This is a genomic window from Arthrobacter zhaoguopingii, from assembly GCF_009828595.1.
GTDB classification, from domain to species: Bacteria; Actinomycetota; Actinomycetes; order Actinomycetales; family Micrococcaceae; genus Arthrobacter_D; species Arthrobacter_D zhaoguopingii.
Map to the genome: position 1 here is coordinate 123,747 of NZ_WPNY01000001.1, position 25,837 is coordinate 149,583.

Here is a 25,837-nt window from a genome sequence, read left to right on the forward strand (position 1 = left end):
GGGCCGGTTTTGTTTGAGACAATGGGCGGGTGAACCGTGCATCACTGGAAAAGCGCCCTGATGAAGTAGCAGCCATGTTCGACGGCGTCGCGCCCCGGTACGACGTGGTCAACGATGTGCTCTCCCTCGGGCAGACGCACCGCTGGCGGCGCCTCGTGGTGCAGGCGGTGGGTGCCGAGCCGGGACAGCGGGTCCTCGACCTTGCCGCCGGGACGGGCACCTCCAGCGAGCCCTATGCGGACAACGGCATCCACGTCGTCGCCTGTGATTTCTCCCTCGGCATGCTCACCGTGGGCAAGCGCCGCCGCCCCGACATCGACTTCGTCGCCGGGGACGCCACAAACCTGCCGTTCGCCGACAACTCCTTTGACGCCACCACCATCTCCTTCGGGCTGCGCAACGTCAATGAGCCGCGCAAGGCCCTCGAGGAGATGCTTCGGGTCACCAAGCCCGGCGGCCGGCTCGTCATCGCCGAGTTCTCCCAGCCCACCGTGGCGCTGTGGCGGAACCTCTACACCGAATACCTGATGCGCGCCCTGCCGGCGATCGCCGAGAAGGTCAGCTCCAACCCCGACGCCTACGTGTACCTGGCCGAGTCCATCCGGGCCTGGCCGAACCAGGATGAGCTGGCCGCCTGGATCACCGGAAGCGGCTGGGGCGAGGTGGCCTACCGCAACCTCAACGGCGGGATCGTCGCCATTCACCGCGCGGTCAAACCGGGCGGGACGCCACGGCCCTCAGCGGCGCCCGCCGCCCGCGCGCGGCTCCGCCGCCGCAGCACCCGGGCAGTCAACTAGTGTCAGTCCTCATTGTCGGGGCTGGCCCCGCAGGTTCCACCGCCGCCTACTACCTCGCCCGGGCCGGCATCGAGGTCACCGTCCTTGAGAAGACGTATTTCCCGCGGGAGAAGGTCTGCGGCGACGGACTCACGCCGCGCGCGGTGCGTGAAATTCAGCTTCTTGGCCTCCCGCACGACGAAGCGGACGGCTGGCGGCGTAATAAGGGCCTGCGCCTGCTCGCCGGCGGCCGCACCGTCGAGGTCCCCTGGCCCGAGCTGAGCGACTTCCCCGGGTACGGGCTGGTGCGCACCCGCCTCGGCTTCGACGAGGCCCTCGCCGGCCACGCCCGCGCGGCCGGCGCCACCATCCTCGAGGGACATTCGGTCTCCGCGGCCGTCCGGGACGAGACGGGCCGGGTCACCGGCGTCACCGCGAACCTGCTCGACGACGGTGGCCGGAAGACGGGTGAGTCGCGCACCTTCTCCGCCGACGTCGTCCTTGCCGCCGACGGAAACTCCACCCGCACCGCCGTCAGCCTCGGGATGGCCAAACGCGACGACCGGCCCCTCGGCGTCGCCGTGCGCACCTACTTCACCAGCCCCCGGCACGACGACGACTGGATGGAGGGCTGGCTTGAACTGCCCGACGCCACCGGGCGCCCGCTGCCCGGCTACGGGTGGGTCTTCGGGGTGGGCGACGGCACCTCCAACGTCGGGCTGGGCATCCTTAACTCCTCGTCGGAGTTTGGGAAGCTCGACTACAAGCAGGTCCTCCGGGACTGGACCGCAGGCATGCCGGCCGAGTGGGGGTTCACCCCCGACAACCAGGTCGGGGAGATCCGTGGGGCCGCCCTGCCCATGGGCTTCAACCGGACCCCGCATTACAGCCCCGGCCTGCTGCTGCTCGGCGACGCCGGCGGTATGGTTTCCCCCTTCAACGGCGAGGGCATCTCCTACGCCATGGAATCGGCGCGCTTCGCCGCGGAGTTCATCAACTCGGCCCAGGATGTCACCTCCCTCGCCGGAAGGGACCAGGTCCTCACCGGCTACGCCCCGCACATCCGGTCCCAATGGGGGAGCCACTTCACGCTCGGCCGGGTGTTCGCCCAGCTGATCGGTAAACCGGCCATCCTGCGGCTGGCCCTGCGCACCGGGATGCCGATTCCGCTGCTCATGCGTTTCGTGGTGAGGATGCTCGCCAACCTCACCGACGCCGGCGGGCGCGGCTTTGAAGACCGGGTGATCCACCTGCTCGAAGCGCTGGTGCCGCCCACCGCGAATCAGCCGCTGGCCCCCCGCGGTACCCGTGCGTCATCCGCCACCCCACTTGGTTAGGCTTATACAGTGACTTCCTCCTTCGACTCCGGCATGACCAGCGTGGAAAACGGCACGCTCGACACCGCTGAGAACCCGGACGACGGCCTTTCAGCCTTCAAGCTGCCGCCGGGGTTCGCGCTCATCGCCGACGATCCCGACCTTGGCCCGGCCGTCTCCTCCTGCCTGACCGAGGTGGAAAAGCAGCTCCGCGGGGCCATTGCCAGCGCCGATCGGCTGGCCGATGCAACCTCCCGCCACCTGGTGGAGGCTGGCGGCAAGCGCATCCGCCCGCTCCTGACGCTCCTGGCGTCCCACCTTGGCGACCCCGGCCGGCCCGAGGTGGTCCAGGCCGCCGTCGTCGTCGAGCTGACCCACCTGGCCACCCTCTACCACGACGACGTGATGGACTCGGCGCCCTACCGCCGGGGCGCCCCCACGGCACACGAGGTGTGGGGCAACACCGTGGCCATCCTCACCGGAGACCTGATCTTCGCGCGGGCCTCGATCCTGGTGTCCGAACTCGGCGGAGAGGCGCTCGGGATCCAGGCCCGCACCTTCGAGCGGCTGTGCCTGGGGCAGCTCCACGAGACCGTGGGGCCGCGCGAGAATCAGGATCCGCTCGAGCACTACCTCTCGGTCATCGCCGACAAGACCGGCTCCCTCGTGGCCGCCTCGGGCCAGCTGGGTGCGCTGTTTGCCAACACCTCCCAGGAAGTCATCGACGTCATGGTGGAGTACGGCGAGAAGGTCGGGGTGGCCTTCCAGCTTGCCGACGACGTCATCGACGTCACCGGGCTGAAGGTAACCTCCGGTAAGTCGCCCGGCACCGACCTGCGCGAGGGCGTGCCGACCCTTCCGGTCATCCTGCTGCGGCGCGCCGCCGCCGCCGGCGACACTTCGGCCGCGGACGTGCTGGCCCTCGTCGACGGCGACCTCAGCTCCGATGAGGCGCTCGAGGAGGCAGTGTCCGCAGTGCGTGCGCACCCGCAGACGCAGGAGGCCTGGGCGTTCGCCCAGCGCTGGGCCGATGACGCCGTCGCCGCCCTGGAGCCCCTGCCCGAGAGCGTCGTGAAGCAGGCCCTCACGAGCTTCGCGCAGGCTGTCGTCAGCCGGGACGTGTAACCCTCGAGAGCTCACCGGCCCTCGGCCGGCCGCTCCGCCGGTTCGATCCGGGCCTGCTCCCCGTCGGCTCCCCGCGTGAATTCGACGTCGACGGTGTCGCCGGGGTCGAGGTGGCCGGGATGGCGAATCCCAGTGAAACGGCGCCGGCCTGCGGCGGGATGTACGCTTCGCCGATCCGGATGATTTCTCGCTCACCGTTGACCACGGTCCGGCGAAGTTGCCGGGACAGATTGCGGCGTCCGGCTGGATCAGTTCCACGAGCGACTGGCTGCTCGAGGCCGAGCCGGGGATCTGCCGGTGAAGTCCCGAGATGATCCCTGCAGTCACCCCGCTGCCCAGTCAAGGATGGGCGGGCGCGCGAAAGGCCCTGATCCGTTGCGAAGCTGAGCACCGCTGCCGGTGCCGCCCGGTCGGGGGCGAACGCTCCCGGGCCGGCGGCGGGGTCCGGCTGCCGTGCTGCAGCCACCGGCGGGGCCGGTGGCTGCCCTGGGCGGGACCGGTGCCCCTCCCGCGGCGGCGGGCCGGGGCGGCTATGCCGCGGACGCGGTCGGGAGGGTCGATACGCTCGACGATCTCCTGGAATTCGGCATCCAAGAAATCATCATCGAGGTACATCAATTCGAGGAACTCGGACACCGTGAATGATTCACGGGACTCGACGGAATGCATCAACATTGAAACCCCTGCAGAATCAGCTTTCAATTACACAATGGCCGCACATGTTTTTGCCGCCCGGGTCCTCCGGGACACCTCTTTTAATAGCACCGGAAGGTGCCGGACTGCAAGAGTCCGGCACCCGGAGGGTGGCCCGGCACCGGACTGCAGGGGGCCGGTGCCGGACGACGCGGCTGGTGCCGCTCCTAGTGCGGCGCCGAGCACCCCTCCAGCAGCTGAATGCCGTGCTCGGTCTGGCGGTGGACCAGCACCGAGCCCTGGGAGTCGCAAATCGCGTTGACGAGCAGGGCATAGCCCTCACCGCTCTGGAAATTGCCGCTCTCGCCGGCGACGCCGATACCCTGGATGGTTCCGGGGGGAACGAGGACCCAGGACTGGGGCCCGCCGGGGAAGACACTGGGCAGCCACACCCAGTTGCCCTTGATGACCGGCCCGGTCGTACAGTTCGACCCGCACGCGGCCGGGGGCCGGGATACGTTCACGCAGTCGAGTGCGTTTGCGGCTGTGGGGATGAAAACAAAAGCGGCAGCCAGTCCGGCCGCGGCAAGGGACTTTTTGAGCATGGCAACTCCGTCGATAGCAGTGCTGAATACGACGAGACCAGATTTGACCGCCGCAATTTCTTCCGGCGAGCCCCCTGCGAACAAATAATACCGACGGCGCGATCTACGTCAATACAAATGTCGAGACTATTATCGAAAATTTTTTCCGCTGCCTGCTACAGGGCGGCGCGGAGTTCCCGTGCTTTCCGGGCGCGCACCTCAGGGTCGACGATGGGGCGTTTCGGGGTGAAATAGAAACCGTCATCGTGCCACCGCGGCAGGACGTGCTGGTGGTAGTGCCAGACGTGCTGGCTGCCCGCGGGCTCGTTGTGCTGGCGGGTAGAGACGCCGTCGGGCTGCCACGCCCGCTTGATCGCCACGGCGAGGTCGCGGGTGAGGAGCATGATGCGCGAGGCCACGTCGTCGGGAAGTTCATACAGCAGTTCGAAGTGGGCGCGCGGGGTGATCAGCACGTGGCCGGGATTCGGCGCGAATCCGTGCGAGGCGATGAAGGCGAGGGCGAGGTCGTCCGCATAGATGACGTCCCCGGGCCGGCAGAGGTTGCGCGGGTTATCGAAGTTTCCGCGGGCCAGATCGCAGAAGGGGCACTGGTAGCCCTCAGGGGCGTGATTGACGAACCCGGACATCTCAGTCCTCGTCGGTGTCTTCGAACACCCACTCGAACAGGTCCAGGACATACTCGCTGAACGTTCCCTCTTCGCTCTGCCACTCACCGCGGGCATTGTTGCGGCGCCAGATGATCGGGTCGGGCACCGACAGCTGGTCGGCGCGCATTCCCCAGGTGTACTGCTCGTCCTCGTCCTCAAGGAACAGCAGGAAGCCGTCTTCGATCTCGAGCTCGTCCGGGTCCCAGAAAAAGTGGAATGCCTCCATGATGTCCTCGGTCGCCCCGACCGCGAGGTAGAACTCACGCAGCGCCAGGGGCAGCTGGAAATCCTTCCCCTCCATCAGCTCGTCGATCTCGGCCGGCGAGAGGCCGTCCTCCTCTTCCCACTGGTCGTCAAAGTAGGCAGGAACCAGGGCGCGGAACTTGTCCAGGAACAGCTCGGTCACGAAAAACTCCAGATGGGATTGGGGGAAGGCTCCATCCTATCCTCCAATGCGGGGCCCGGTGACCGGCCCGCTGCCGCCTAGGTCCGCGCCGCGAGCGGTGCCCGCCACCCGTACCGCCAGGACAGCAGGCGCAGCACAAAGACGACGGACGCGGCCGCGGTGCCGGTGAACAGGTTGAACCACCCGGCCCCGACGAGAAGCGCCACGACGGCGGCGCCGAGCATGGCGGGGAGCGCGTAGATGTCGCGCGGGTCGAACAGCTGCGGCACCTCATTGGCCACCACATCCCGCAGCAGGCCGCCACCCACCCCGGTCGTCACGCCGAGCAGGACGGCGGCAACCGGGTTGAGGCCGAAATCCAGTGCCTTGACGGTCCCGGTGACGCAGAACAGGGCAAGCCCGCCGGCGTCGAAGATGACCACGACCCGCTTGATCCGTTCCACCCCCGCCACGGTGAAGTAGACCAGCACCGTCGCCAGCAGGGGAGGAATGAGGTAGGCCGGGTTGCTGAATGCCGCCGGCGGGGTGTCGATGATGACGTCGCGCGCGACGCCGCCGCCGAGGCCCGCGAGGGAGGCAAGCAGCAGGGAGCCCACGAGGTCGAAGCCCTTGCGTGCAGCCAGCAGGGAGCCTGAGACGGCGAAGAAGAAGACGCCCAGCAGGTCAAGGATCAGGGCGATCTGGGACGCGGCGGTCATGAAGTCCTTTTCAGGGGTGGGTCAGGCCGGGGTTTCGATCTCCCGCGAGAGCACCCAGGTCTTCGTTTCGCCCCGCAGTTCCACGGTGATCGTGGTCATCAGCGCCTCGATCAGGGCCAGGCCCCGGCCGCTCTCCTCGTCGTCGTCCGGCAGGGAGGCCGACGGCATCTTCGGCGAGGGCACGGCACCGATCTCCGAGATGCGGGCCTGCAGCACCGAGGCCATGACGGTCAGGGTGACGGCCAGCCGGAGCTCGCCGCCGGGCACCGCGACGCCGTGCTGCACCACGTTCGAGGCGGACTCGATCACCGCGGTGGTGAAGGCCATCTGGTCGAGTTCGGGAACGAAGGAGGCGATCTCCCAGATCCGGTCGAGCTCGGTGTGGAGCTCGTCGATCGCCTCGGGGGTCGCGGGCGCCTGGTAGGCGCGCTGCGCGAGCACCTCAGTCATTGGAGAAAGCGCCTTCGGCCGTGGCATGCGGGGTCAGGACCCGGTTCATGCTGGTCAGCTCCAGGACCATCTTCACCTGGGGCTGCACGCAGGCGATGCGGAGGTCTCCGCCGGCCTGGCGGGCCATCTTCAGGCAGCCGATCAGGGCGCCCAGGCCCGAGGAGTCGATGAAGTCGGTGGCCAGCATATTGAGCACGATGCGCTTGTTTCCCGCCGAGACTACCTCGCCGACCACCTCGCGCAGCTTCGGCGCCGCAACCATATTGAGCCGCCCGGTGCCGGACACCTCGGTGTAGGAGTCCTTTTGTTCAGTGCTGAACCGCATCTACGCTCCTCGTTTCGGGGGTGAACCCCTTGTACTTTACTGCCTTGATCAGCACACTGAGGACCAGCAGGTCGAAGGCCACCCAGGCCACGTTGACGAGGGTCCCGATCGGCTCGTTGAGCCCGGCCACAAGCCGGACCACCCCGACGACAAGTGCTGCGGCGAGCAGCGCCATCACGATCAGCTGCGGCCGGATCAGGTCCCAGCGGGGTCCGGATTCCTGACGGGTCTTGGGGGTGACGGCGAAGCCCAGCGGGCGCCCGAACCACACGTTGCGGGCCGCCGTCGTGCAGGCCCGGATCCAGGTCGGGAACAGCGCCAGGCTGTACTGCTGGCCGCGCCAGGTGGGGATGCCCCGGCCGGTGACCGCGAACAGCAGCTGGTTGACCACCATGAACGGCACGAAGCGGAGGAAGAACTCGGAACTGATCCCGGTCACCGGAAGCACGCCGAGGGTGAGGTAGATGACCGGGGCGGCGAAGTAGACGACGGCCGCGAAGCCGCTGAGGTAGGACCACATCGTCGCGAAGTACATCAGGCGCTGCGCCAGTCCCAGGCCGCGGCGGACCAGCGGATTCTCCCGCAGCAGGACCTGGATGGTGCCCTGCGCCCAGCGCAGCCGCTGCGTCAGCATTGTCGAAAGGTCCTCGGGGGCCAGGCCGGTGGCGAGTATTTCGTGGTGGTAGACGCTCTGCCAGCCCATCGCATGCATCCCCATGGAGGTGGCCATGTCCTCGGTGACGGAGATGGTCGCCATCGGCATGATCGGCTGGGCCTCCGCGGAGCGCTCGATCGAGAGGGCGTCGAGGACCCCCTGGACCGACTCCAGGGCCGCCAGCGGGGACAGGTCGCGGTGGGACATGCGTTCGATCGCGCCGTCCAGTTCGCCCCCGTCAGGAAGGGCGGCTTCCGTACCCTGTTCGAGGGCCGCAATGTCGGCCAGGTCGGCCTCGAGCGATGAGAAGTCGGCGCCGACCAGGGACTGCACGGCCTCGTCGACGGTCCGGCGCACCCGGTAGGTGACCTCGCTGAGGGACACGCCCGCGCGCAGTTCCGCCCGCGCACGCTCCGTTGCCGACTCGACGTCGTCGAGCAGCCCCGCGACCAGGGGGTCGGCCGCCTCGGGCGATCTGCGGGCCCGGCGCAGGGCGGTCCGGGAGGCCTTCAGGGCCCTGGTGACGCCCTGCTCGACCTCCTTGACGTAGCCGGCCAGGCCGAGCTGCATGAGTGCCTCGCGCCGCAGGACGGCATTGGATCCGCAGAAGAAGGCCGCGTTCCAGCCGTCCTTGCCCTGCTGGATCGGTCCGTAGAACAGCGGGGCCTGGCTGCCCAGCGGGTCATCGTCGGGCACATTCGCGAAGTACTGCGGGGTCTGCACCAGGGCCATCCGCCGGTTGTTGAAGTAGCCGAGGGTCTTCTCGAGGATCGCGGGATCGGGTACCTGGTCGGCGTCGAGGATCAGCAGGAACTCGCCCTGGGTCTCCATGAGTGCGTTGTTGAGGTTGCCTGCCTTGGCGTGCCGGGGCCGGTCCGCCCAGTCCGGGCCCCGCGTGAGGTAGCCGAGGCCATGCTGCCGCGCGAGCTCCCGCACCTCCTCGCGTCCTCCGTCGTCGAGGATCCAGGTGCTGTGCGGGTGCCGGATGGCCTTCGCCGCGAGTGCCGTCTCCAGCACCATCTCCGGAGGCTCGTTGTAGGTGGTGATGAAGACGTCGACAGTGGCATCGGCGGGGGCGGGCGGGGCCGTGCGCTGCTTCTTCTTCCACACGGTCAGCCCGAACAGCCCGACGTCGATCAGGCTGTAGGTCTCCGCGGCCACCAGGGGAACCGCGATCCACCAGGCGTCCCAGTTGAGGGATTCCAGCCAGCGCCATGCGAGATAGTTGATGCCCAGCAGGACGGTCAGGACCACCAGGAGGCGGGTGGGCAGGTGCCTCACCCGGCCCGCTCCGCCGCGCGGAGGTTCTCGGCTTCACCGGTAGCGCCGGTGGCCTTCCGGCGGAGGATGACGACGGTGACGTCGTCGTCGACCTCGGGCACGTCGGCGAGCCCGAGCAGCGTCTCGCAGGCCTGTGCGGCGCTCCCGCTCGAATGGACCACCCGGGCCATCGCTGCGGTGAACTCATCGATCGTGGGGTAGGCGTCGAGCAGGCCGTCGCTGATGACGGCGAGGGTGTCTCCGGGGGCCAGGACCAGCCGGCCCGGTGTCCAGGTCTGCCCGGCCCACGCCCCGACGGGCGGACCGCCGGGGGAGAGGCGGATGCAGTCGCCTCCCGCGGTGATGTGAAGTGCGAGGCCGTGGCCGGCGTCGACGTAGTCGACAATGCCGGTGGAGGTGTTGAACCGGGCGTGGAAGAGGGTCACGAAGGATCCGGCCTTGTCGAGGTCCGGCTCGGTGGCCCGGGCGGCGGCGTTGAACGCCGCATCGATGTTCGACTGGTTGGAGACCGACCGCATGACCGCTCGGACGGTGGCGGCGATCAGGGCCGCTCCCATGCCCTTGCCCATGGCGTCGGCGACGGTGAGGTGGAGCCCGTCGGCGGTCCGGTACCAGTCGTAGAAGTCCCCGCCGACGCTGCGGGAGGGACGGAACTGGCCGGCCAGGTCGTAGTCGTCGAGGGAGAGCGCATCACGGGGCAGCAGGCTCTGCTGGACTTCGGCCGCGCGGCGCCGCTCGGTGGCGTTGGCCTCCTCGACGGCGCTCTGCCGGTTCTGGCGGCGGAAGATCGAGTTGAGGCGCGCAACGAGTTCGCGGGGGCTGAACGGCTTGGAGATGTAGTCGTCGGCTCCGGTTTCGAGGCCCGTCAGCCGTTCGATCTCGTCGGTGCGGGCGGTGATCATGAGGATGTAGGCATCGGAGAAGGTGCGCACCTCCCTGCAGATTTCGATGCCGTCGCCGTCGGGCAGGTTGAGGTCCAGGGTGATCAGGTCGACCCCCAGGCGAGCGGCCAGGAGTCCATCCCTGGCGGTTCCCGCCTCGGTCACGTCGAAGCCCTGCATGGTGAGGATCTGCACCAGGAGGCTCCGGATATCGGCGTCGTCTTCTACAACCAGGGCACGGCGTCGATCCGGAGCGTCAGTCATGTCCCTCATTAAACGCTACGGCCAGAGCTGGCCGTGCAGCGGTGCAGTACGTCGTGTCGTCGCGCGAATGAGGGGCACGACGGCGGTCGGCGCCGGTGCCCCTCATTCATTCCAGCAGCAGCTGGCTAGGCGGCGGGCTCGGGTGCGGGCTCGGGGGCGGGTGCGGGCTCCGGTGCCGGCTCGGGGGCGGGCTCGGGTGCCGGCTCGGGAGCGGGCTCCGGCTCGGGTGCCGGCGGCACGACCACTACCGGAGGCTTCGGCTTGTCGATGTTCTTCTGGTAGCCCTTGGAGTGCAGGTGGGCCGCCTCGGAGTTCGACGTTCCAGGCGCCTTGGCCTTGGCGGCGGCGGCGACGGGGTTGGCCTTGGCGGCCCCAGGTGCCTTGGCGGCGGCGAGGGTCTTGGCAGCGGCAACCGGAGCCTTGGCCTTGGCTGTTGCAGCAACCGGGTTGGCCTTGGCGACGGTGGAGTTGGAGGTTCCGGCAGGCTTGGCCTTGGCGGCGGCGGCGACGGGGTTGGCTTTCGCCGTGGCGGACGGAGCCGCACTTGCAGCTCCCGCTCCGAGGGTCAGTGCGAGCATGCCGGTGAGACCGGCAGCGGCGATCTTCTGTACAACGTTCACGAATACCTCACTTCGGGTGAGCCGGCCCAGCGCCGGCTCTTCCATCGACGGTATTCGCCTCTTCCCCTGTCAGTCCGCGGATTGCGGTAAAGCTGTGGACTTACTCGGCCAATCCTTACGAACCTGCGCTTTTCCTGCGCTTGGCTACCGCAGTGCCCGCACATTGAGGGCGAGGTAGAGGTGCACCCGATCGGCGGTGACCGCCGGGTCATAACCGGTCAGGTCCGCGATCTGCTGAAGGCGGTACCGCACGGTATTGCGGTGCAGCTGGAGGGCGTCGGCGACGGCGGCCACCGACCCGTTGAGCGCCAGGTACCTTTCGAGGGTGGTGATCAGCCCACCGCTGTGTTTTGCGTCGAAGTCAACCAGCGGAGACAGGGCCTCGGCGGCGAGATCGGCAAGGGGAACGTCCTCGCTGGAGAGCAGCAGCGAGGTGAGGCTGAGCCGGTTCGGCGGGTTGACCGGCCCGCCCCTGGTCAGGGACTCCCGGGCCTCGAAGTAGCTCCACCGCAGCCCGTTGGGCTGGGCGTAGGCGCCGCCGATGCCCACCCGCGCCGTGAACCCGGCCGCGTGGAGGTAGGCGCCCAGCCGGGCCCCCAGTCCGGCGCCGTCCGGTTCGGGGGCCAAAACGAGCAGCCGGTCATCGAGCAGGGCTGTGAGGACGCCGGCGCAGTCCTCGGGCAGCGGCAGGGTCCGCAGGGCTTTACGCTGCCCCGACGCGACCTCTACGGCCACCACCATGTGCCGGCCGGCGCAGTCCAGGCCGGTGCTGCCCAGGCGGGCGACGGCGTCGGGCCCGGCGAGTGCGCCGCGCACGATGTCCTGCAGGAGCTGTCCGGCGGTGACCCGTTCGCCCGCCCGGCGGCGGGCCTGGTTGCTCAGTTCCACGCTGATCAGGCTCTGGGCATAGTCGACGATCGCAGCCGGGGCGTACGGTTCGGCGATGACCAGGGTGCACCGGTCCTTAAGCCCGGTCGCCACCGGAACCCGGTGCCAGCTCCGGTCCGTTCCGGCGGGCTCCGTGCCGGCCGGTGCCCGCCCGCCCGCGATGCGTGTGCCGTACTGGAAGAGGGCCACATCCGTGCCGAGCATGCCCGCCAGTTCCTCGAGCAGGCGGGACAGCCCGCCGCCACCCAGCAGGGCCGCAGCGAGCACCTGGTGGCCCCTGAGGAGGTCCTCGAGCCGCGAATAATGGTCTGCGGAGTGGGAATCGGCAACGATCTTGCCAATGGCGATGAAGGGCGTTTCGTAGGGGACCTCGAAGACCGGCAGCTCCACCCGGTGTGCCTCCTCGAGCAGGGCCGGCGGGATGCGCTGATGGGACAGGCCCACCCCGAAGCCGACGGCGAGGCCTCCGGCCTCGGAGACCCGGCGCACGAATCGGCGCTGCGCGGCGGGAGTCGTCTGCCGCACCCCCGTGGTCAGGACCACCTCGCCGCCGCTGAGAAACGGCAGCGGATCCTCGAGTTCGGTCACCGCGACCCAGCCGATCGGTGTGTCCGACGCAGTGGCGCCGCCGGCGGGGATAAGGCGGAGGCTGGAGACGGCCAGCAGATCTGCAAGGGAGATTGCCATGAAACTGTCCTAGGATTGGGTTGTGCGCCTGCATGAAGGAACCTTGAGGATCCTGTGCAAGAGTACCTAGTGAACCGTGAGCTCCGACGGATAGGGTCAGCATAAATTTGGCGCCCGATCCGCAACGCCGGCAATTTCGGCCGCACCGGCGGCGGCCCAACCCCGCAATGAAAGGGATGAACGCTGTGGTCCAGACCCTGCAGAACTACATCAACGGCGAATTCGTCGACGCCGCCGGCACCGAGCTGCTCGACATCGTCAACCCGACCAACGGTGAACTGGTGGCCAAGGCGCCGGTCTCCGTCGCCTCCGACATCGACGCCGCCATGGCCGCCGCCAAGCAGGCCTTCACCTCGTGGAAGCACGTCCCGCCAAGCCAGCGGCAGCTGATGCTGCTGCGCCTCGCCGACGCCCTCGAGGCGAACAGCGAGGAACTCGTCGAGGCCCAGCACCGCAACACCGGCCAGGTGCGCGAAATGATCGCCGCCGAGGAGGTCTCCGCCGGAGCCGACCAGCTGCGCTTCTTCGCCGGAGCGGCCCGCCTGCTCGAAGGCAAGTCAGCCGGCGAATACCTGGAGGGGCACACCTCCTACGTCCGCCGCGAGCCGATCGGCGTCGTCGCCCAGGTCGCGCCCTGGAACTACCCCCTGCTCATGGCCGTCTGGAAGATCGGGCCGGCCCTGGCCGCCGGCAACACCGTCGTCCTCAAGCCCAGCGACACCACCCCGGAGTCCACCCTCGTCCTCGCCCGGCTGACCCAGGACATCCTGCCGGCCGGCGTGCTGAACGTCGTCCTCGGCAACGGGGAAACCGGCGCGGCCATGGTCGAGCACAAGATCCCGGGCCTGGTCTCGATCACAGGCTCCGTCCGGGCGGGCATCGCAGTGGCCACCGGTGCGGCCAAGGGCCTCAAGCGCGCACACCTTGAACTGGGCGGCAAGGCGCCGGCCGTCGTCTTCGCCGACGCCGACCTGAAGAAGTCCGCGGCGGCCATTGCCGAATTCGCCTTCTTCAACGCCGGGCAGGACTGCACCGCCATCACGCGCGTCCTGGTCCAGGAAGCGGCCCACGACGAACTCGTGGCCGCAATGGTCGAGCACACCAAGACGCTCAAGACCGGCAGCCAGGACGACAGCGAGAACTACTTCGGACCGCTGAACAACATCAACCACTTCAACGCCGTCAACGCCGTCATGGACGCCCTGCCGGCACACTGCTCCGTCGCCACCGGTGGCAAGCGCGCCGGCGACAAGGGGTACTTCTTCGAGCCCACCATCATTACCGGCGCGAAGCAGGAGGATGACATCGTCCAGAAGGAAACCTTCGGCCCGATCATCACGGTGCAGAAGTTCCTCACCGAGGCCGAAGCCATTGAGATGGCCAACGACGTCGAGTACGCCCTGGCCTCCAGCGTGTGGACGACCGACCACGGAACCGCGATGCGGACCTCCCGCGACCTCGACTTCGGGGCCGTGTGGATCAACACGCACATCATGCTTACCGCCGAGATGCCGCACGGCGGCTTCAAGAGCTCCGGCTACGGCAAGGACCTCTCGATGTACGGCGTCGAAGACTACACCCGCATCAAGCACGTGATGACCGTGCTGGATGCCTAGGAGGGACACCATGACAACACTTCCAGCAGTTCAGCCGACCTTCCGTCTGGAGCAGAAGCGGCAGCTGACGGGCCCCTTCCCCGGCCCGCAGTCCGCTGCCCTCGACGCCCGCCGCGGCGCCGTCGTCGCCAAGGGGGTGGCCTCCGGCGTGCCGGTCTACGCCGCGGACGCCGACGGCGGCATCCTCCGCGACGTCGACGGCAACTCGTTCATCGACCTTGGCTCGGGAATCGCCGTCACCAGCGTCGGCGCCTCTGATCCGGCCGTCGTGCAGGCCGTGCAGGAGCAGGTGGGGCACTTCACCCACACCTGCTTCATGGTCACCCCGTACGAGGGGTACATTGCGGTCGCCGAGCAGCTCGCCGAGCTGACCCCCGGCGACTTCGAGAAGCGCACCGTGCTGTTCAACTCCGGTGCCGAAGCCGTGGAGAACGCGGTCAAGGTGGCGCGCCTTGCCACCGGCCGCAACGCCGTCGTCGCGTTCGACCACGCCTACCACGGGCGCACCAACCTCACGATGGCGCTCACCGCGAAGTCGATGCCGTACAAGACCAATTTCGGTCCGTTCGCCCCCGAGGTGTACCGGATGCCGATGAGCTACCCGTACCGCGAGGAAAACCCCTCGATCAGCGGTGCCGAGGCGGCAAAGCGCGCCATCACCATGATTGAAAAGCAGCTGGGCGGCGACGCCGTGGCTGCGATCATCATTGAACCGATCCAGGGCGAGGGCGGCTTCATCGTTCCCGCCGAGGGGTTCCTGCCGGCGCTCGCGGCCTGGGCCAAGGACAACGGCGTCGTCTTCATCGCCGACGAGGTCCAGTCCGGGTTCTGCCGCACCGGCGAGTGGTTCGCCGTGAACCACGAGGGCGTCGTGCCCGACATCATCACCATGGCCAAGGGCATCGCGGGCGGGATGCCGCTGTCGGCGATCACCGGCCGGGCCGACCTGCTCGACGCCGTCCACCCCGGCGGCCTCGGCGGCACCTACGGCGGCAACCCCGTCGCGTGCGCGGCGGCCCTCGCCGCGATCGGCACCATGAAGGAACAGAACCTGGCCGGGCGCGCCCGCGCCATCGAGGGCATCGTCGTGCCGCGCTTCACCGCGCTGCAGGAGGAGCTCGGCGAGGCCGGCATCATCGGCGAGGTCCGCGGCCGCGGCGCGATGCTCGCCATCGAATTCGTGAAGCCGGGGACCACCACGCCCAACCCGGAGGCCACCAAGGCCATCGCGGCGGCGTGCCTCAAGGAAGGGGTCATCATCCTGACCTGCGGCACCTACGGCAACGTAATCCGGCTGCTGCCGCCGCTGGTCATCGGCGATGAACTGCTGCGCGACGGCCTGGACGTCCTCGAAGGGGCCATCCGCGCCGCCGTCTAAACCGGCGCACGGCGCCGTCCACAGCCAAATCCGCGGGGCCGGCGCCTCCGCGACTCCGCAGATCACCACGTTCTTCCTCCGGGATAGCGTGGTGATCTGCGTTTTCGGCGGAGGCGGTGCGATAACGCCTCGTCGAATGTGCAGTTAACCCCGCCACGAGGGCGGAATTACGTGGTGAGCTGCAGTTTCGGCGGGCGGGGGACGGGCAGAAAATTGAATCGCCGTCACTCCTGTCACCACCGGCCTAAAACTGCCCCCGCAAATCCTCCCCGGAAAGCCGCGGGCCACACTAGGGTGAGGGCATGTTGGAATCCGAGGCGTGGGGGGCCATTCTTGAGGACGCCCACCGATATCCGTCACCGCACAATTCGCAGCCGATAAAAATCCGGCTGCGCAGCTCAACGCAGGCGGCTCTTTATTATGATCTGGATCTAGGGCTGCCCGCGGAAGCTTATGGAATTCCCTTCGGCTACGTCTGCGCAGGCGTTTTCCTTGAGTCGCTCCGGGTCTGCGCGCAGGCCCGCGGATATGAGGTCCGGGAGGACCTTCAGCACCGTGAGATGGACTTCGGGGCGCAGGACCGGCTGCACCTTCTCGGTGAGGTCACCCTGGTGCCCCGGACTCCCCATGCCGACGACCTTGCCGACTACGAGGCGTTCCTGGCCCGGCAGACCTCCCGCCGGCCCTACGACAACACCCTGGTGTCGCCCGCTGCCGTCGCGGACGCCGAGGACACCGCCCGGCGGCACGGGCAGGTGTTCCGCAGCTCCAGCGATCCCGCGCTCGTCCGGGCCCTCGTCCACGTCAATCAGGCCACGCTGTTCGACGACCTGCGCAACGATGCCGTGCACCGGGAGATCCTCACCTGGCTCCGTTTCTCGCGCGCCGAGGCGAAGGAGCGCGGGGACGGCCTGAGCGCGGAAACGATGCTGATGCCCGGACCGGTGCTGCGGTTCGCCATGCGGAACCGGGGGCTGTGGGATGCGCCGGTGGTCGGCGCTCTCATCCGCAGGATCTATCTGAACACCATGCGCGGGGTGCGCCAGCTGGGCTGGCTGGAGGGACCCTTCGACGGGCCGGCCGACTATGTGGAGGCCGGCCGTACGTTCATGCGGGTGTGGCTGGGTTTCACCCGCCGCAATATCTACCTGCACCCCTTCGGCACAGTGATCACCAATCCCCGCTCGCACGCCGAGTTCGTGAAGGCCGCCGGCGTCAACGAGTCCGACGGACGGATGGCCTGGATGCTCTTCCGCTTCGGCCACAGCGCCCGCCCGCCGGCGGCGCACCGCCGCGCCGCATCCGCAATGATTCTTCCCTCGGGCCAGGAGCTGCACCCATGAAAAAGCTGTTGATCTTCGCCTTCCTCGCCGTCCACGAGCGGTTCGTCCGGCTGTTCATGCCCCGGGTCTCCACGCACAAGCTGCTCCTGCTCCCCGGCATCGAGTCCTTCCGCTGGACGCTCGGGCGGTGGCGCGCGTGGCGGACCTTCGAGCTGGCGGCACGACGGGTTCCCGCCTACCGGCAGTTCCTGGAGAAGCAGGACTTTCCGGGCCGCCTGCCGGGCAACGGCAGGGTCTCCGACGAGTTCGCGCGGATCCCGGAAATGGACAAGGACAGCTACATCCGGCCCTGGACCACCGAGGACCGCTGCCTGGGCGGGAAACTGCCCCGCCGCGGCGTGGTGGTCGACGAATCCTCGGGAAGCTCCGGTGTTCCCACCAGCTGGGTCCGGGGTCCGGACGAGCGCGAGGCCACCCGCCAGCTGCTCCAGCTGGGCTTCGCCCGGACCGCCGCCGCGCTGGACAAGCAGCCGTTCGTCCTCAACGCATTTTCCCTGGGGGCCTGGGCACCGGCATGAATGTCTCCTCGTCCCTGACCGAGGTCACCATGATCAAGTCGATCGGCCCTGACAAGGACAAGATCATTGCCACCATGCGGGAGTTCGGCACAGGATTCACCTACATCATCCTGAGCTACCCGCCCTTCCTGAAGGCCCTGTTCGAGGACCCCCGGCTGCCCTGGCAGGAGTACGATATCGTCGCGGCGTTCGGCGGCGAGGGCATCAGTGAGAACATGCGCGCCCACATCAACCGCTACACGCACGGTACGTTCGGCTCCTACGGCGCCTCCGACCTGGAGATCAACCTGGCTATCGAAACCGACTTTTCGGTGGCGCTGCGCCAGGCCGTCGACCGGAACCCGGAGCTTGCGGCGCGCATCACCAGGCAGGAAGAGTACGGCGTGCTGCCGATGATCTTCCAGTTCAATCCCTACGGCTACCTGATCGAGACCAACGACGCCGGCGAACTGCTGGTGACGATCGTGCGCCGGGAGAACATCAACCCCCGGATCCGCTACAACATCCACGACCGCGGCCATGTGATGCGGGTGCGCGAGCTGAAGCCGATCCTGCGCGAGTACGGCCTCGAGGGTGTCCTGCGTGAGCAGCTGCTGGACCTGCCGCTGCTGTTCCACTACGGCCGCTCCGATCTGTCGGTGGACTTCAACGGCGCCGTCGTGGCTCCCGATGCGCTGCGGGACGTCATCTACAACGAGCCGGCGCTGCTCGACGCCGTCGAGAACCACCGCCTGATCAGCTACGAGGACGCGGCGGGCAACCGCCAGCTGCACGTCGCACTGCAGCTGACCCGGCACGCCAGCGAGTCCGGGGCCCTGGACGTCGAGCGGTACCGCCCGCATGTGCTCGCCGAGCTGCGCCGGATGAACGGGGATTTCAACAACGCCATCCGAACAGCCCCCGTTTCCACCCTGCCGACCATCGCCTTCTATCCCTACCGGACCGGTCCCTTCACGGACGACGGACGCAAGCTCAAGAACGAGTACGTCTGGCAGCTGGACGCGGACGACGTCGGGGAGTGGGACCTCGACTTCTCCTACGCCGCGCAGCCCTGACCGCAGCGCGGCCACGCACGCCGGCCCTCCCGCCGGATGCGCACCTAACCACGCTCCGCCCCGCCGGTTACGTGGAAAGCTGCCGTTTCAGGCCGGTGATGAGCGCCTCGAGGCCCGTGCTGAACGCAACATCGGCAGCGTTGCTCCCCTCCTCCGCAGAATCGTCCGCACCGCCGCCGGAGGAGCCGCCCTCGACGCCGGCGGAGGCAGCGGCATCGGACGAGGCGCCGCCTTGGCCTGTGGCGCGGGCCGCGCTGCGGACGGCCGAGGTGAATACCGGGAACTCCGGCCCCAGGGCGCCGGAGTCGAAGATGTTGCTGGGCGCCGAAACATCCAGCGCCGAACCGTAGATGAAGGACTCAAGCGCGACGATGGCCGGCACCACGCGTTCCTCGGGCCAGCCGGCGGCCAGGAAGCCCCGGGCAACCTCCTCGTACATCCGCAGCGTCTCCGCCGCGTCGGTGACGGGCATGACGGCGATGACCGGCACCAGGGGCGCGTGCCGGGCGAACACCTCCCGGTAGGACCACGCCCAGCGGCGGACCGCCTCGTCCCACGGCTCGGTGGCGAAGGCGCTGAAATCCACCATGGTCATCACATGGTCCTGCACCCAGCGCAGCACTTCCTGCTTGGAACTCGCATGGTTGTACACGGCCGACGGAGCGACCCGGAGGCGGCGGGCCAGGGCCGACATGGTGAGTCCCTCATAGCCCTCGGCGGCGATCTGCGCGACGGCGGCGGAGGTGATGCGCTCCCGGGAGAGCACCCCCCGCGGGGGCCGTCCGGCGCGCCGCGGTGTTCCCTGCGCAGCTGCAGTCATTCGAGCGGCTCCCATCCGTTGTTCGAAATTATCCTACGGCCCTTCCCAAAGGCGGGCCGGTTCGCTAAAGTCCTCACAGTAAATGAATACCATTCATTTTGTGGCGGACGTCACCGCCGCCGTAAGGAGACCATGAAAACGATTGAACGCGACGTCGTCGTGATCGGCGCAGGGCCGTCGGGCCTGACCGCCGCGCGTGAACTGCGCAGGGCCGGCCACACGGTGGCGGTCCTCGAAGCGAGGGACCGGGTCGGAGGGCGCACCCACACCGACGTCATCGACGGCGCCACCCTCGAGGTCGGCGGGCAGTGGGTCTCACCCGACCAGACCGCCCTGAAGGACCTGCTCGAGGAACTCGGCCTCGAGACCTACTCCCGCTACCGCGACGGGGAGTCGGTCTACATCGGAGCCGACGGCACCGCCAGGCGCTACACGGGGGAGTGGTTCCCGGTGGGGGAGCACACCCGGACCGAGATGGAGCGCCTGACGGCACTGCTCGATCAGCTGGTGGAGGAAGCCGGGCCCGAGGCGCCCTGGGAGCACCCGCTCGCCCGTGAGCTCGACACCGAGTCCTTCGCCTCCTGGCTGCGCCGGCATTCCGACGACGAGGAGGCCTGCAACAACATCGGGCTCTTCATTGCCGGCGGGATGCTCACCAAGCCCGCCCACTCCTTCTCTGCGCTGCAGGCCGTGCTCATGGCCGCGACCGCCGGATCCTTCTCCAACCTCGTTGACGAGAACTTCATCCTCGACAAGCGGGTGGTCGGCGGCATGCAGGAGGTCTCCAAGCGCATGGCGGCCGAGCTCGGCGACGACGTGTTCCTCAATGCCCCGGTCCGCACCCTGCGCTGGAGCGGCGGGACGGACGGCGGCCCCACCAGCGTGACCGCCGTCTCCGAGAGCCTCACGGTGCACGCCCGGCGCTGCATCGTGGCCGTGCCGCCGAACCTCTACTCCCGGATCTCCTACGACCCGCCGCTGCCCCGGCTGCAGCACCAGATGCACCAGCACCAGTCGCTGGGCCTGGTCATCAAGGTCCATGCCGTCTACGCCACGCCGTTCTGGCGCGCCGCAGGGCTCTCCGGCACCGGTTTCGGCGCCGGCTCCATCGTGCAGGAGGTGTACGACAACACCAATCACGGCGACGCCAGGGGAACCCTCGTCGGATTCGTCTCCGACGAGAAGGCCGACGCGATGTTCGAACTGCCGCCGGAGGAGCGGCGGCAGCGGATCCTCGGATCCATCGCCGCCTTCCTGGGCCCCGAGGCCCTGACCCCCGAGGTCTACTACGAATCCGACTGGGCCTCCGAGGAATGGACCCGCGGCGCCTACGCCTCAAGCTACGACCTCGGTGGCCTGAGCCGGTACGGCCGCCACCAGCACACGCCCGTGGGGCCGATCCACTGGTCCTGCTCGGACATCGCCGCCGAGGGCTACCAGCATGTCGACGGGGCGGTCCGCATGGGCCGGCGCACCGCACAGACCATCAGCAGCATCCTTGCTCCACCGCCCGGCACCGCTTCCGGTCCGGGTTCCCTCTTCACGAAGGTGACCCAATGAGCACAGACGTACGCACGACCGGCCAGGGGACAGGCCTCAGCAGGAAGGGCCTCAGTGCGGGCGCGGTCGGCCTGCTGGGCGCCGTCGTCATCGGCGTCTCAAGCATCGCCCCTGCGTACACGCTGACCGCGGCCCTTGGCCCCACAGTCGCCGAGGTGGGGGTGAACCTCCCGGCCATCTTCCTCGTCGGCTTCGTCCCCATGCTCCTGGTGGCCCTCGGCTACCGCGAACTGAACAAGGCGATGCCCGACTCGGGCACCTCGTTCACCTGGGCCACCCGTGCCTTCGGCCCGTGGATCGGCTGGATGGCAGGGTGGGGCGCGATCGCCGCGACGATCATCGTCCTGTCGAACCTGGCCGCCGTCGCCGTCGACTTTTTCTACCTGATGCTCGCCCAGCTCACCGGCAATGAGGCGCTCGCCGACCTGACCCTGAACCTGCCGGTCAACATCGTCACCACCCTGGTCTTCATCGCGGCGGCCTGCTGGGTCTCCTACCGGGGCATGGAAACGATCAAGACGGTCCAGTACGTGCTCGTCACCTTCCAGCTCATCGTCCTGGCCTGGTTCGCCATCGCGGCGTTCGCGCACGTGGCCAACGGCTCGGCCTTCGACGCCACCCCGATCAGCGCCGAATGGTTCAACCCGTTCGCGGTCGGGTCATTCTCAGCCTTCGCCGCCGGCGTCTCGCTGTCGATCTTCATCTACTGGGGCTGGGACGTCTGCCTCACGATGAACGAGGAAGCGACGAATCCCAAGAAGACCCCGGGCCGTGCAGCGGGCGTCACCATCGTCGTCATCATGGCCATCTACCTGATCGTGGCGCTGGCCACGCTGTCCTTCGCCGGCGTCGGCGACGGCGAACTCGGCGCGGGCAACCCCGACAACCAGGGCAGCATCTTCGCCGCGCTAGCCGGGCCGGTCATGGGCCCGTTCGCCATCCTGATGTCGATGGCCGTCCTGAGCAGCTCGGCGTCCTCGCTGCAGTCGACTTTCGTCTCGCCGGCCCGCACGCTGCTCGCCATGGGCCACTACGACGCGCTGCCGCCCAAGTACGGCACGGTCAGCCCCCGCTACAAGTCCCCGCGCTACGCCACGGTCGCCGCGGCCGTCGCCGCCGCCGGGTTCTACGTGGTGACACGGGTGCTGTCCGAGAACGCCCTGTGGGACACGATCACCGCCCTTGGCATGATGATCTGCTTCTACTACGGCGTCACCGCCCTGGCCTGCGTCTGGTACTTCCGCGCCGAGGCCTTCCGCGGAGCGGGCAACTTCCTCAGCAAGTTCCTCGCTCCGCTGCTGGGCGGGGTCATCCTCCTGGTGATGTTCGTCAAGACCGCAATTGACTCGATGGACCCGGCCTACGGCTCGGGCTCGGAGGTCGGCGGCATCGGTATGGTGTTCATTCTCGGAATCGGCGTGCTCCTGCTCGGCGCCGTGCTCATGGGCATCCAGTACCGGCGCAATCCCGGCTTCTTCAAGGGCGCGGGGCTGCGCAAGGGCACCTCCCAAAACGCGTTCGATGACGTCCTGACCGACTGAGCGCCGAACGACCGAGCGCCGAACGACCGAGCGCCGAACGACCGAGCGCCGAACGACCGAGCGCCGAACGACTGAGTACCGCGACCGGGCCGCCGGCGGATCCTCCCTGGGGGGTCCGCCGGCGGCCTCCGCCGTTAGAGCCGCCGGTCGCCGCCGGCACTGCTGATTCGGTACGCCTCCTGCGGGCTCGACGCAGTCCGTCAGGAGGCTTACTATCGACGTACGGAACGCCCCGGAGGGCTTCGACGTACCGCGCGCCGCCGCTGACCGCTGGACGGCGCGGCCGCCGATCCCGACCGGTGGGCCACTGCCGGAGAGCCCCTTTCGGGGGCCGCGGCCGCTGGGCCACCACCCTCCAGAGGGGCCGGCCAGTGCGAGGCGAGTCATCATGCGGATCGGGTTGATTACAGGACCGTGGCTTCCGGTTCCGCCGGAAGGGTACGGCGGTGTCGAGCTGATGGTCGACTCCCTCGCCCGGGGGCTCACCGAAGCCGGCCACGAGGTGCTGCTGGCCGCACCGGCGGACAGCAGGTGTCCGGTCCCGCTGCTTCCGGACACAGAGGTGTCGGATCCGTCGACCCTGGGGATCACCGGCTCGGAACTATCCCACGTCGCCCGTTCCTATGCTGGGCTCGCCGAGGTCGACCTCATTCATGACCACACCCCGACCGGACCTTTATACCGGCACCGGCCTCCGCGCGTCGCGGTGGTGGCAACCATCCACAACCGGCTGACTCCGGCCAACCGGGAGTTGTACCGGGCCGCAGCCCAGGACACCGCCCTCGTTGCGATCTCCCGCAGCCAGCTCAGCGGGTCGCCGGACATCCGGGTGGCCGCGGTCATCCACCATGGCATCGACGTTGCCAAGGTGCCGGTCGGCCGGGGCGGGGGCGGCTATGTCTGTTTCCTCGGACGGATGTGCGCCGAGAAGGGGGTTGTCCAAGCGATTCGAACCGCCCGGGCCGCAGGACTTCCCCTGAGGATCGCGGCAAAGATGCGCGAAGCCGTCGAACTTCAATACTTCCGCGATGCCGTTGAACCGGTCCTGGGGCCGAATGAGGAGTTCCTGGGTGAAGTTGGCGACGGCGACAAATATGCCCTCCTTGGGGATGCAATCGCACTGCTCAACCCGATCCAGTGGCCGGAACCTTTCGGGCTGGTGACAATCGAGGCCCTGGCCACCGGCACGCCGGTTGTCGCCACGCCGCTGGGAGCTGTACCGGAAATCGTTGAGCCCGGCGTGACGGGCTATCTCGCCGATACCCCGGGTGCGCTCGCGCCGCTCCTGGCACGCGCCGCGGGACTTGACCGGGCCGTCATCCGGGCCCGCGCCGAGGAGCGCTTCAGCGCCGGGCGGATGGTCGATGAGCATCTGGCCCTATATCTGCAGACAGCGGCGGCGGGGTGAACCGCGGCCTATTGCCGCGCAATCCGGGGTGCGGGACCATGGACACGGGCGACGGCCCAACGACTTGTCGGTAGCGGGATATCGATCGGGAGCGGTCCATGACCGGATGGAATGCGGATAATGCTGCGGGCTCACCGGGCCTCGGCGCCGTCACTCTTGTCGAAGGTTCCTCATTCTGCATCTCGGCCCAGAGCGGGGACATCCTTCCGGGCCTTCCCCAGGGGGCGTTCTATCAGGACACCCGCATCCTGTCGCGATGGCAGCTGACCGTGGACGGCTCCCCGCTGGAACCCCTGACCGCGCGCACCCGGGAACCCTACCGCGCGGTCTTTGTCGGCAGGCCGAGCGGAATCGACGGCGCCGACAGCCCCATCGTGGTGGAACACGAGCGTGAGGTCGGCCCCGGGCTGCGCGATGACATCCGGCTCCGCAACTTCTCCCAGCGGCAGGTCAACTGCCGGATCCAGATCCTGATCGACGCCGACCTCAGCGACCTGTTCGAGGTGAAGGGTGGAAGGATTCCCGCTTCAAAGGAAGGCGTACGGCAGGTCCGCGGCGACGAACTGCGGATCGAAGCGGTGCGGAACGAATCCCAGAGGGGGGTCGCGGTCAGCGCACCCGGAGCGGTCGTCACCGAGGGGTCGCTCCTCTTCCTGGCGGAACTCGAACCGCGGGGGTCGTGGTCGGCCCGGATCATCAGCACGCCCCTCGTCGAGGGGGTAGGCCCGGACGAGCCGTTTTCCCCGACCGCGGGGTCCGTGCACCATGTAGCGGCCCGGCGGCATGCCGACTGGGAGCGCGAGGTGCCGCGCCTCGCCGTCAGCGAACGGAACCTGGAACGCGTCCTCACCCGCAGCCAGGAGGACCTCGGTGCGCTGAGGATCTTCGATCCCGACGACCCCGGCCGTGCCGCAGTGGCGGCGGGCGCACCGTGGTTCATGGCGCTGTTCGGCAGGGACTCCCTCATCTCCTCCTACATGGCACTGACGGTGGATCCCACCCTGGCCACCGGCACCCTCCAGACGCTGGCGTCGATGCAGGGGGAGAAGGTTGACCGGGCAACGGAGGAGGAACCCGGGAGGATCCTGCACGAGGTCCGGCTGGGAACCGGCGGCGGGCTGGCACTGGGGCATAATCGTGCGTACTACGGCACCGCCGACGCCACCCCCCTGTTCGTGGCCCTCCTCGGAGAGTTGGGCCGGTGGGGACTGGCCAGCGACCTGCTCTCGGTTCTGCTGCCCCATGCCGACCGCGCACTGGAATGGGTGGAGCGGTACGGCGACCGCGACGGCGACGGCTTCGTCGAGTACGGGCGGAGGAACAACCACGGACTCGTGAACCAGGGCTGGAAGGACTCCTGGGACGGCATCAACTTCGCCGACGGGTCCCTGGCCGAGGCGCCGCTGGCGCTTTGTGAGGTGCAGGCCTATGTCTACAGCGCCTACCTCGGCCGGGCACTTCTGGCGCGGCAGCTCGGCGATGACACGGGCGCCGCGAAATGGGCGCACAAGGCGGCGTACCTCAAGGCGGAGTTCAACGACCGGTTCTGGCTGCCGGATCGGGGCTACTTCGCGGTGGCGCTGGACAAGGACAAGAAACCCGTGGACGCCTGCGCCTCCAACATGGGCCACTGCCTGTGGCTTGGCATCGTCGATGCCGACAAGGCGCCCCTCGTGGTCGAGCGGCTCATGTCCGAGGAGATGTTCACGGGATGGGGGATCCGCACCCTCGCCTCCGATATGGGCGCCTACAACCCGGTCAGCTATCACAACGGCTCCGTCTGGCCGCACGACACCACCCTGGTCGCCGCGGGCATCATGAGGTACGGCTTCGTCGAGGAAGCGGTGAGGGTCGCCCGGGGCCTGTTCGACGCCGCCGAGTACTTCGACGGCCGGCCGCCCGAGCTTTTCTGCGGTTTCGCCCGCGACGAGTTCGCCGAGCCGGTTCCCTTCCCCACGTCGTGTTCCCCGCAGGCCTGGGCGTCGGCAGCCCCGGTCCACCTTCTGCGCACGCTCCTGCGTTTCGACCCGCTTCTGCCGCAGGGCGAGGTGTGCCTGGCCCCGGTGCTGCCGGAGGAATTCGGAAGCGTCAGCGCAGGGAACGTGCGCCTCGGCGCCTCCCGCATCACCGTGCGCGGCGAGGCAGGCAGCGGGACAATCGAAGGACTTCCGGCGGGTGTAAAACACCGCCCCGCGCCCCGCGGTCCGCTGGAGGACCTCATCTAGGGCGCCGTCCTGCCGCCTGACGGCACCGTTCCACCGCGGTCAAGGCCGCGCCGGGCAGGGGATAGAGTGAAAGCCATCCTGCGCCGGCGCGGCCTTTCCGCTGCTCCGGGGCACCC

General features: G+C 68.5%; 24 protein-coding genes. 13 read left to right on the forward strand and 11 right to left on the reverse strand.

The features are described from left to right. Positions 1-29: 29 nt before the first annotated feature. The 4 genes from GVV86_RS00600 to GVV86_RS00615 all read left to right on the forward strand — a co-directional run bounded on the left by GVV86_RS00600 (position 30) and on the right by GVV86_RS00615 (position 3,862). Entirely contained in the window at positions 30-797 is a 768-nt protein-coding gene (locus GVV86_RS00600) for a demethylmenaquinone methyltransferase (protein ID WP_159617786.1), read from the forward strand. Beyond that, positions 797-2,113, forward strand: a complete 1,317-nt coding sequence (locus GVV86_RS00605) for a geranylgeranyl reductase family protein (protein ID WP_159800805.1) — start codon at positions 797-799, stop codon at positions 2,111-2,113. Before GVV86_RS00600 ends, GVV86_RS00605 begins: the two co-directional genes overlap by 1 nt. Positions 2,114-2,122: 9 nt before the next feature. After that, positions 2,123-3,217: a polyprenyl synthetase family protein gene (locus tag GVV86_RS00610; RefSeq protein WP_246669825.1), complete on the forward strand. Its 1,095-nt coding sequence runs from the start codon at positions 2,123-2,125 to the stop codon at positions 3,215-3,217. A gap of 453 nt (positions 3,218-3,670) precedes the next feature. Further along, complete coding sequence (locus GVV86_RS00615) at positions 3,671-3,862, forward strand: hypothetical protein (protein ID WP_159800807.1); 192 nt, start codon at positions 3,671-3,673, stop codon at positions 3,860-3,862. Between the two features lie 215 nt (positions 3,863-4,077). Here GVV86_RS00615 and GVV86_RS00620 read toward each other — a convergent pair whose 3' ends face one another. The 10 genes from GVV86_RS00620 to GVV86_RS00665 all read right to left on the reverse strand — a co-directional run bounded on the left by GVV86_RS00620 (position 4,078) and on the right by GVV86_RS00665 (position 12,257). Continuing rightward, positions 4,078-4,455: a hypothetical protein gene (locus tag GVV86_RS00620; RefSeq protein WP_159617783.1), complete on the reverse strand. Its 378-nt coding sequence runs from the start codon at positions 4,453-4,455 to the stop codon at positions 4,078-4,080. A gap of 155 nt (positions 4,456-4,610) precedes the next feature. Then, complete coding sequence (locus GVV86_RS00625; RefSeq protein ID WP_159800809.1) at positions 4,611-5,081, reverse strand: HIT family protein; 471 nt, start codon at positions 5,079-5,081, stop codon at positions 4,611-4,613. A 1-nt stretch (position 5,082) separates the two neighbouring features. Next, positions 5,083-5,508 carry a hypothetical protein gene (locus tag GVV86_RS00630; RefSeq protein WP_120167907.1) on the reverse strand — a complete coding sequence of 142 codons (426 nt, stop codon included), beginning with the start codon at positions 5,506-5,508 and terminating at the stop codon, positions 5,083-5,085. A 77-nt stretch (positions 5,509-5,585) separates the two neighbouring features. Next, positions 5,586-6,206: a trimeric intracellular cation channel family protein gene (locus GVV86_RS00635; protein WP_159617781.1), complete on the reverse strand. Its 621-nt coding sequence runs from the start codon at positions 6,204-6,206 to the stop codon at positions 5,586-5,588. 21 nt (positions 6,207-6,227) lie between these two features. Beyond that, positions 6,228-6,656: an ATP-binding protein gene (locus tag GVV86_RS00640; RefSeq protein ID WP_159617780.1), complete on the reverse strand. Its 429-nt coding sequence runs from the start codon at positions 6,654-6,656 to the stop codon at positions 6,228-6,230. Next, positions 6,649-6,981 (reverse strand): STAS domain-containing protein, encoded by a 333-nt coding sequence (locus GVV86_RS00645; RefSeq protein WP_120167913.1) that lies wholly within the window; start codon positions 6,979-6,981, stop codon positions 6,649-6,651. Before GVV86_RS00645 ends, GVV86_RS00640 begins: the two co-directional genes overlap by 8 nt. Beyond that, positions 6,965-8,917 (reverse strand): glycosyltransferase family 2 protein, encoded by a 1,953-nt coding sequence (locus GVV86_RS00650; protein WP_159800811.1) that lies wholly within the window; start codon positions 8,915-8,917, stop codon positions 6,965-6,967. The genes GVV86_RS00645 and GVV86_RS00650 overlap by 17 nt, the downstream gene beginning before the upstream one ends. Continuing rightward, positions 8,914-10,062 (reverse strand): PP2C family protein-serine/threonine phosphatase, encoded by a 1,149-nt coding sequence (locus GVV86_RS00655; protein WP_159617778.1) that lies wholly within the window; start codon positions 10,060-10,062, stop codon positions 8,914-8,916. Before GVV86_RS00655 ends, GVV86_RS00650 begins: the two co-directional genes overlap by 4 nt. Positions 10,063-10,187: 125 nt before the next feature. Continuing rightward, on the reverse strand, positions 10,188-10,682 hold the full coding sequence (locus GVV86_RS00660) for a hypothetical protein (RefSeq protein ID WP_159800813.1): 495 nt from the start codon (positions 10,680-10,682) through the stop codon (positions 10,188-10,190). Positions 10,683-10,826: 144 nt separating this feature from the next. Then, positions 10,827-12,257: a PucR family transcriptional regulator gene (locus GVV86_RS00665; RefSeq protein ID WP_159800815.1), complete on the reverse strand. Its 1,431-nt coding sequence runs from the start codon at positions 12,255-12,257 to the stop codon at positions 10,827-10,829. A 176-nt stretch (positions 12,258-12,433) separates the two neighbouring features. On the opposite strand from GVV86_RS00665, the gene GVV86_RS00670 reads away from it, so the two are divergent. From GVV86_RS00670 to GVV86_RS00685, 5 genes are all read left to right on the forward strand, one after another. Beyond that, positions 12,434-13,873, forward strand: a complete 1,440-nt coding sequence (locus GVV86_RS00670) for an aminobutyraldehyde dehydrogenase (RefSeq protein WP_201291315.1) — start codon at positions 12,434-12,436, stop codon at positions 13,871-13,873. Positions 13,874-13,883: 10 nt separating this feature from the next. After that, a complete protein-coding gene (gene gabT, locus GVV86_RS00675) occupies positions 13,884-15,251 on the forward strand; it encodes a 4-aminobutyrate--2-oxoglutarate transaminase (protein ID WP_159617775.1) in 1,368 nt (455 codons plus the stop codon). Between the two features lie 302 nt (positions 15,252-15,553). Beyond that, complete coding sequence (locus GVV86_RS00680) at positions 15,554-16,594, forward strand: nitroreductase family protein (RefSeq protein ID WP_159800817.1); 1,041 nt, start codon at positions 15,554-15,556, stop codon at positions 16,592-16,594. Next, on the forward strand, positions 16,591-17,112 hold the full coding sequence (locus GVV86_RS18570) for a phenylacetate--CoA ligase family protein (RefSeq protein ID WP_246669826.1): 522 nt from the start codon (positions 16,591-16,593) through the stop codon (positions 17,110-17,112). The genes GVV86_RS00680 and GVV86_RS18570 overlap by 4 nt, the downstream gene beginning before the upstream one ends. Then, positions 17,109-18,167 carry a phenylacetate--CoA ligase family protein gene (locus tag GVV86_RS00685; protein ID WP_246669827.1) on the forward strand — a complete coding sequence of 353 codons (1,059 nt, stop codon included), beginning with the start codon at positions 17,109-17,111 and terminating at the stop codon, positions 18,165-18,167. Before GVV86_RS18570 ends, GVV86_RS00685 begins: the two co-directional genes overlap by 4 nt. Before the next feature lie 67 nt (positions 18,168-18,234). Here the strand turns inward: GVV86_RS00685 and GVV86_RS00690 are convergent, their stop codons facing one another. Beyond that, positions 18,235-18,987 carry a TetR/AcrR family transcriptional regulator gene (locus GVV86_RS00690; protein ID WP_159800819.1) on the reverse strand — a complete coding sequence of 251 codons (753 nt, stop codon included), beginning with the start codon at positions 18,985-18,987 and terminating at the stop codon, positions 18,235-18,237. Between the two features lie 132 nt (positions 18,988-19,119). Between GVV86_RS00690 and GVV86_RS00695 the strand changes: the two genes are divergently transcribed. From GVV86_RS00695 to GVV86_RS00710, 4 genes are all read left to right on the forward strand, one after another. After that, positions 19,120-20,547, forward strand: coding sequence for a flavin monoamine oxidase family protein (locus tag GVV86_RS00695; RefSeq protein WP_159800821.1), 1,428 nt, complete (start codon positions 19,120-19,122; stop codon positions 20,545-20,547). Then, positions 20,544-22,088, forward strand: a complete 1,545-nt coding sequence (locus GVV86_RS00700) for an APC family permease (RefSeq protein WP_159800823.1) — start codon at positions 20,544-20,546, stop codon at positions 22,086-22,088. Before GVV86_RS00695 ends, GVV86_RS00700 begins: the two co-directional genes overlap by 4 nt. 388 nt (positions 22,089-22,476) lie before the next feature. Then, positions 22,477-23,496 carry a glycosyltransferase family 4 protein gene (locus tag GVV86_RS00705; RefSeq protein WP_159800825.1) on the forward strand — a complete coding sequence of 340 codons (1,020 nt, stop codon included), beginning with the start codon at positions 22,477-22,479 and terminating at the stop codon, positions 23,494-23,496. Between the two features lie 98 nt (positions 23,497-23,594). Further along, positions 23,595-25,721, forward strand: coding sequence for an amylo-alpha-1,6-glucosidase (locus GVV86_RS00710; RefSeq protein WP_159800827.1), 2,127 nt, complete (start codon positions 23,595-23,597; stop codon positions 25,719-25,721). The last annotated feature ends 116 nt before the right edge of the window (positions 25,722-25,837 follow it).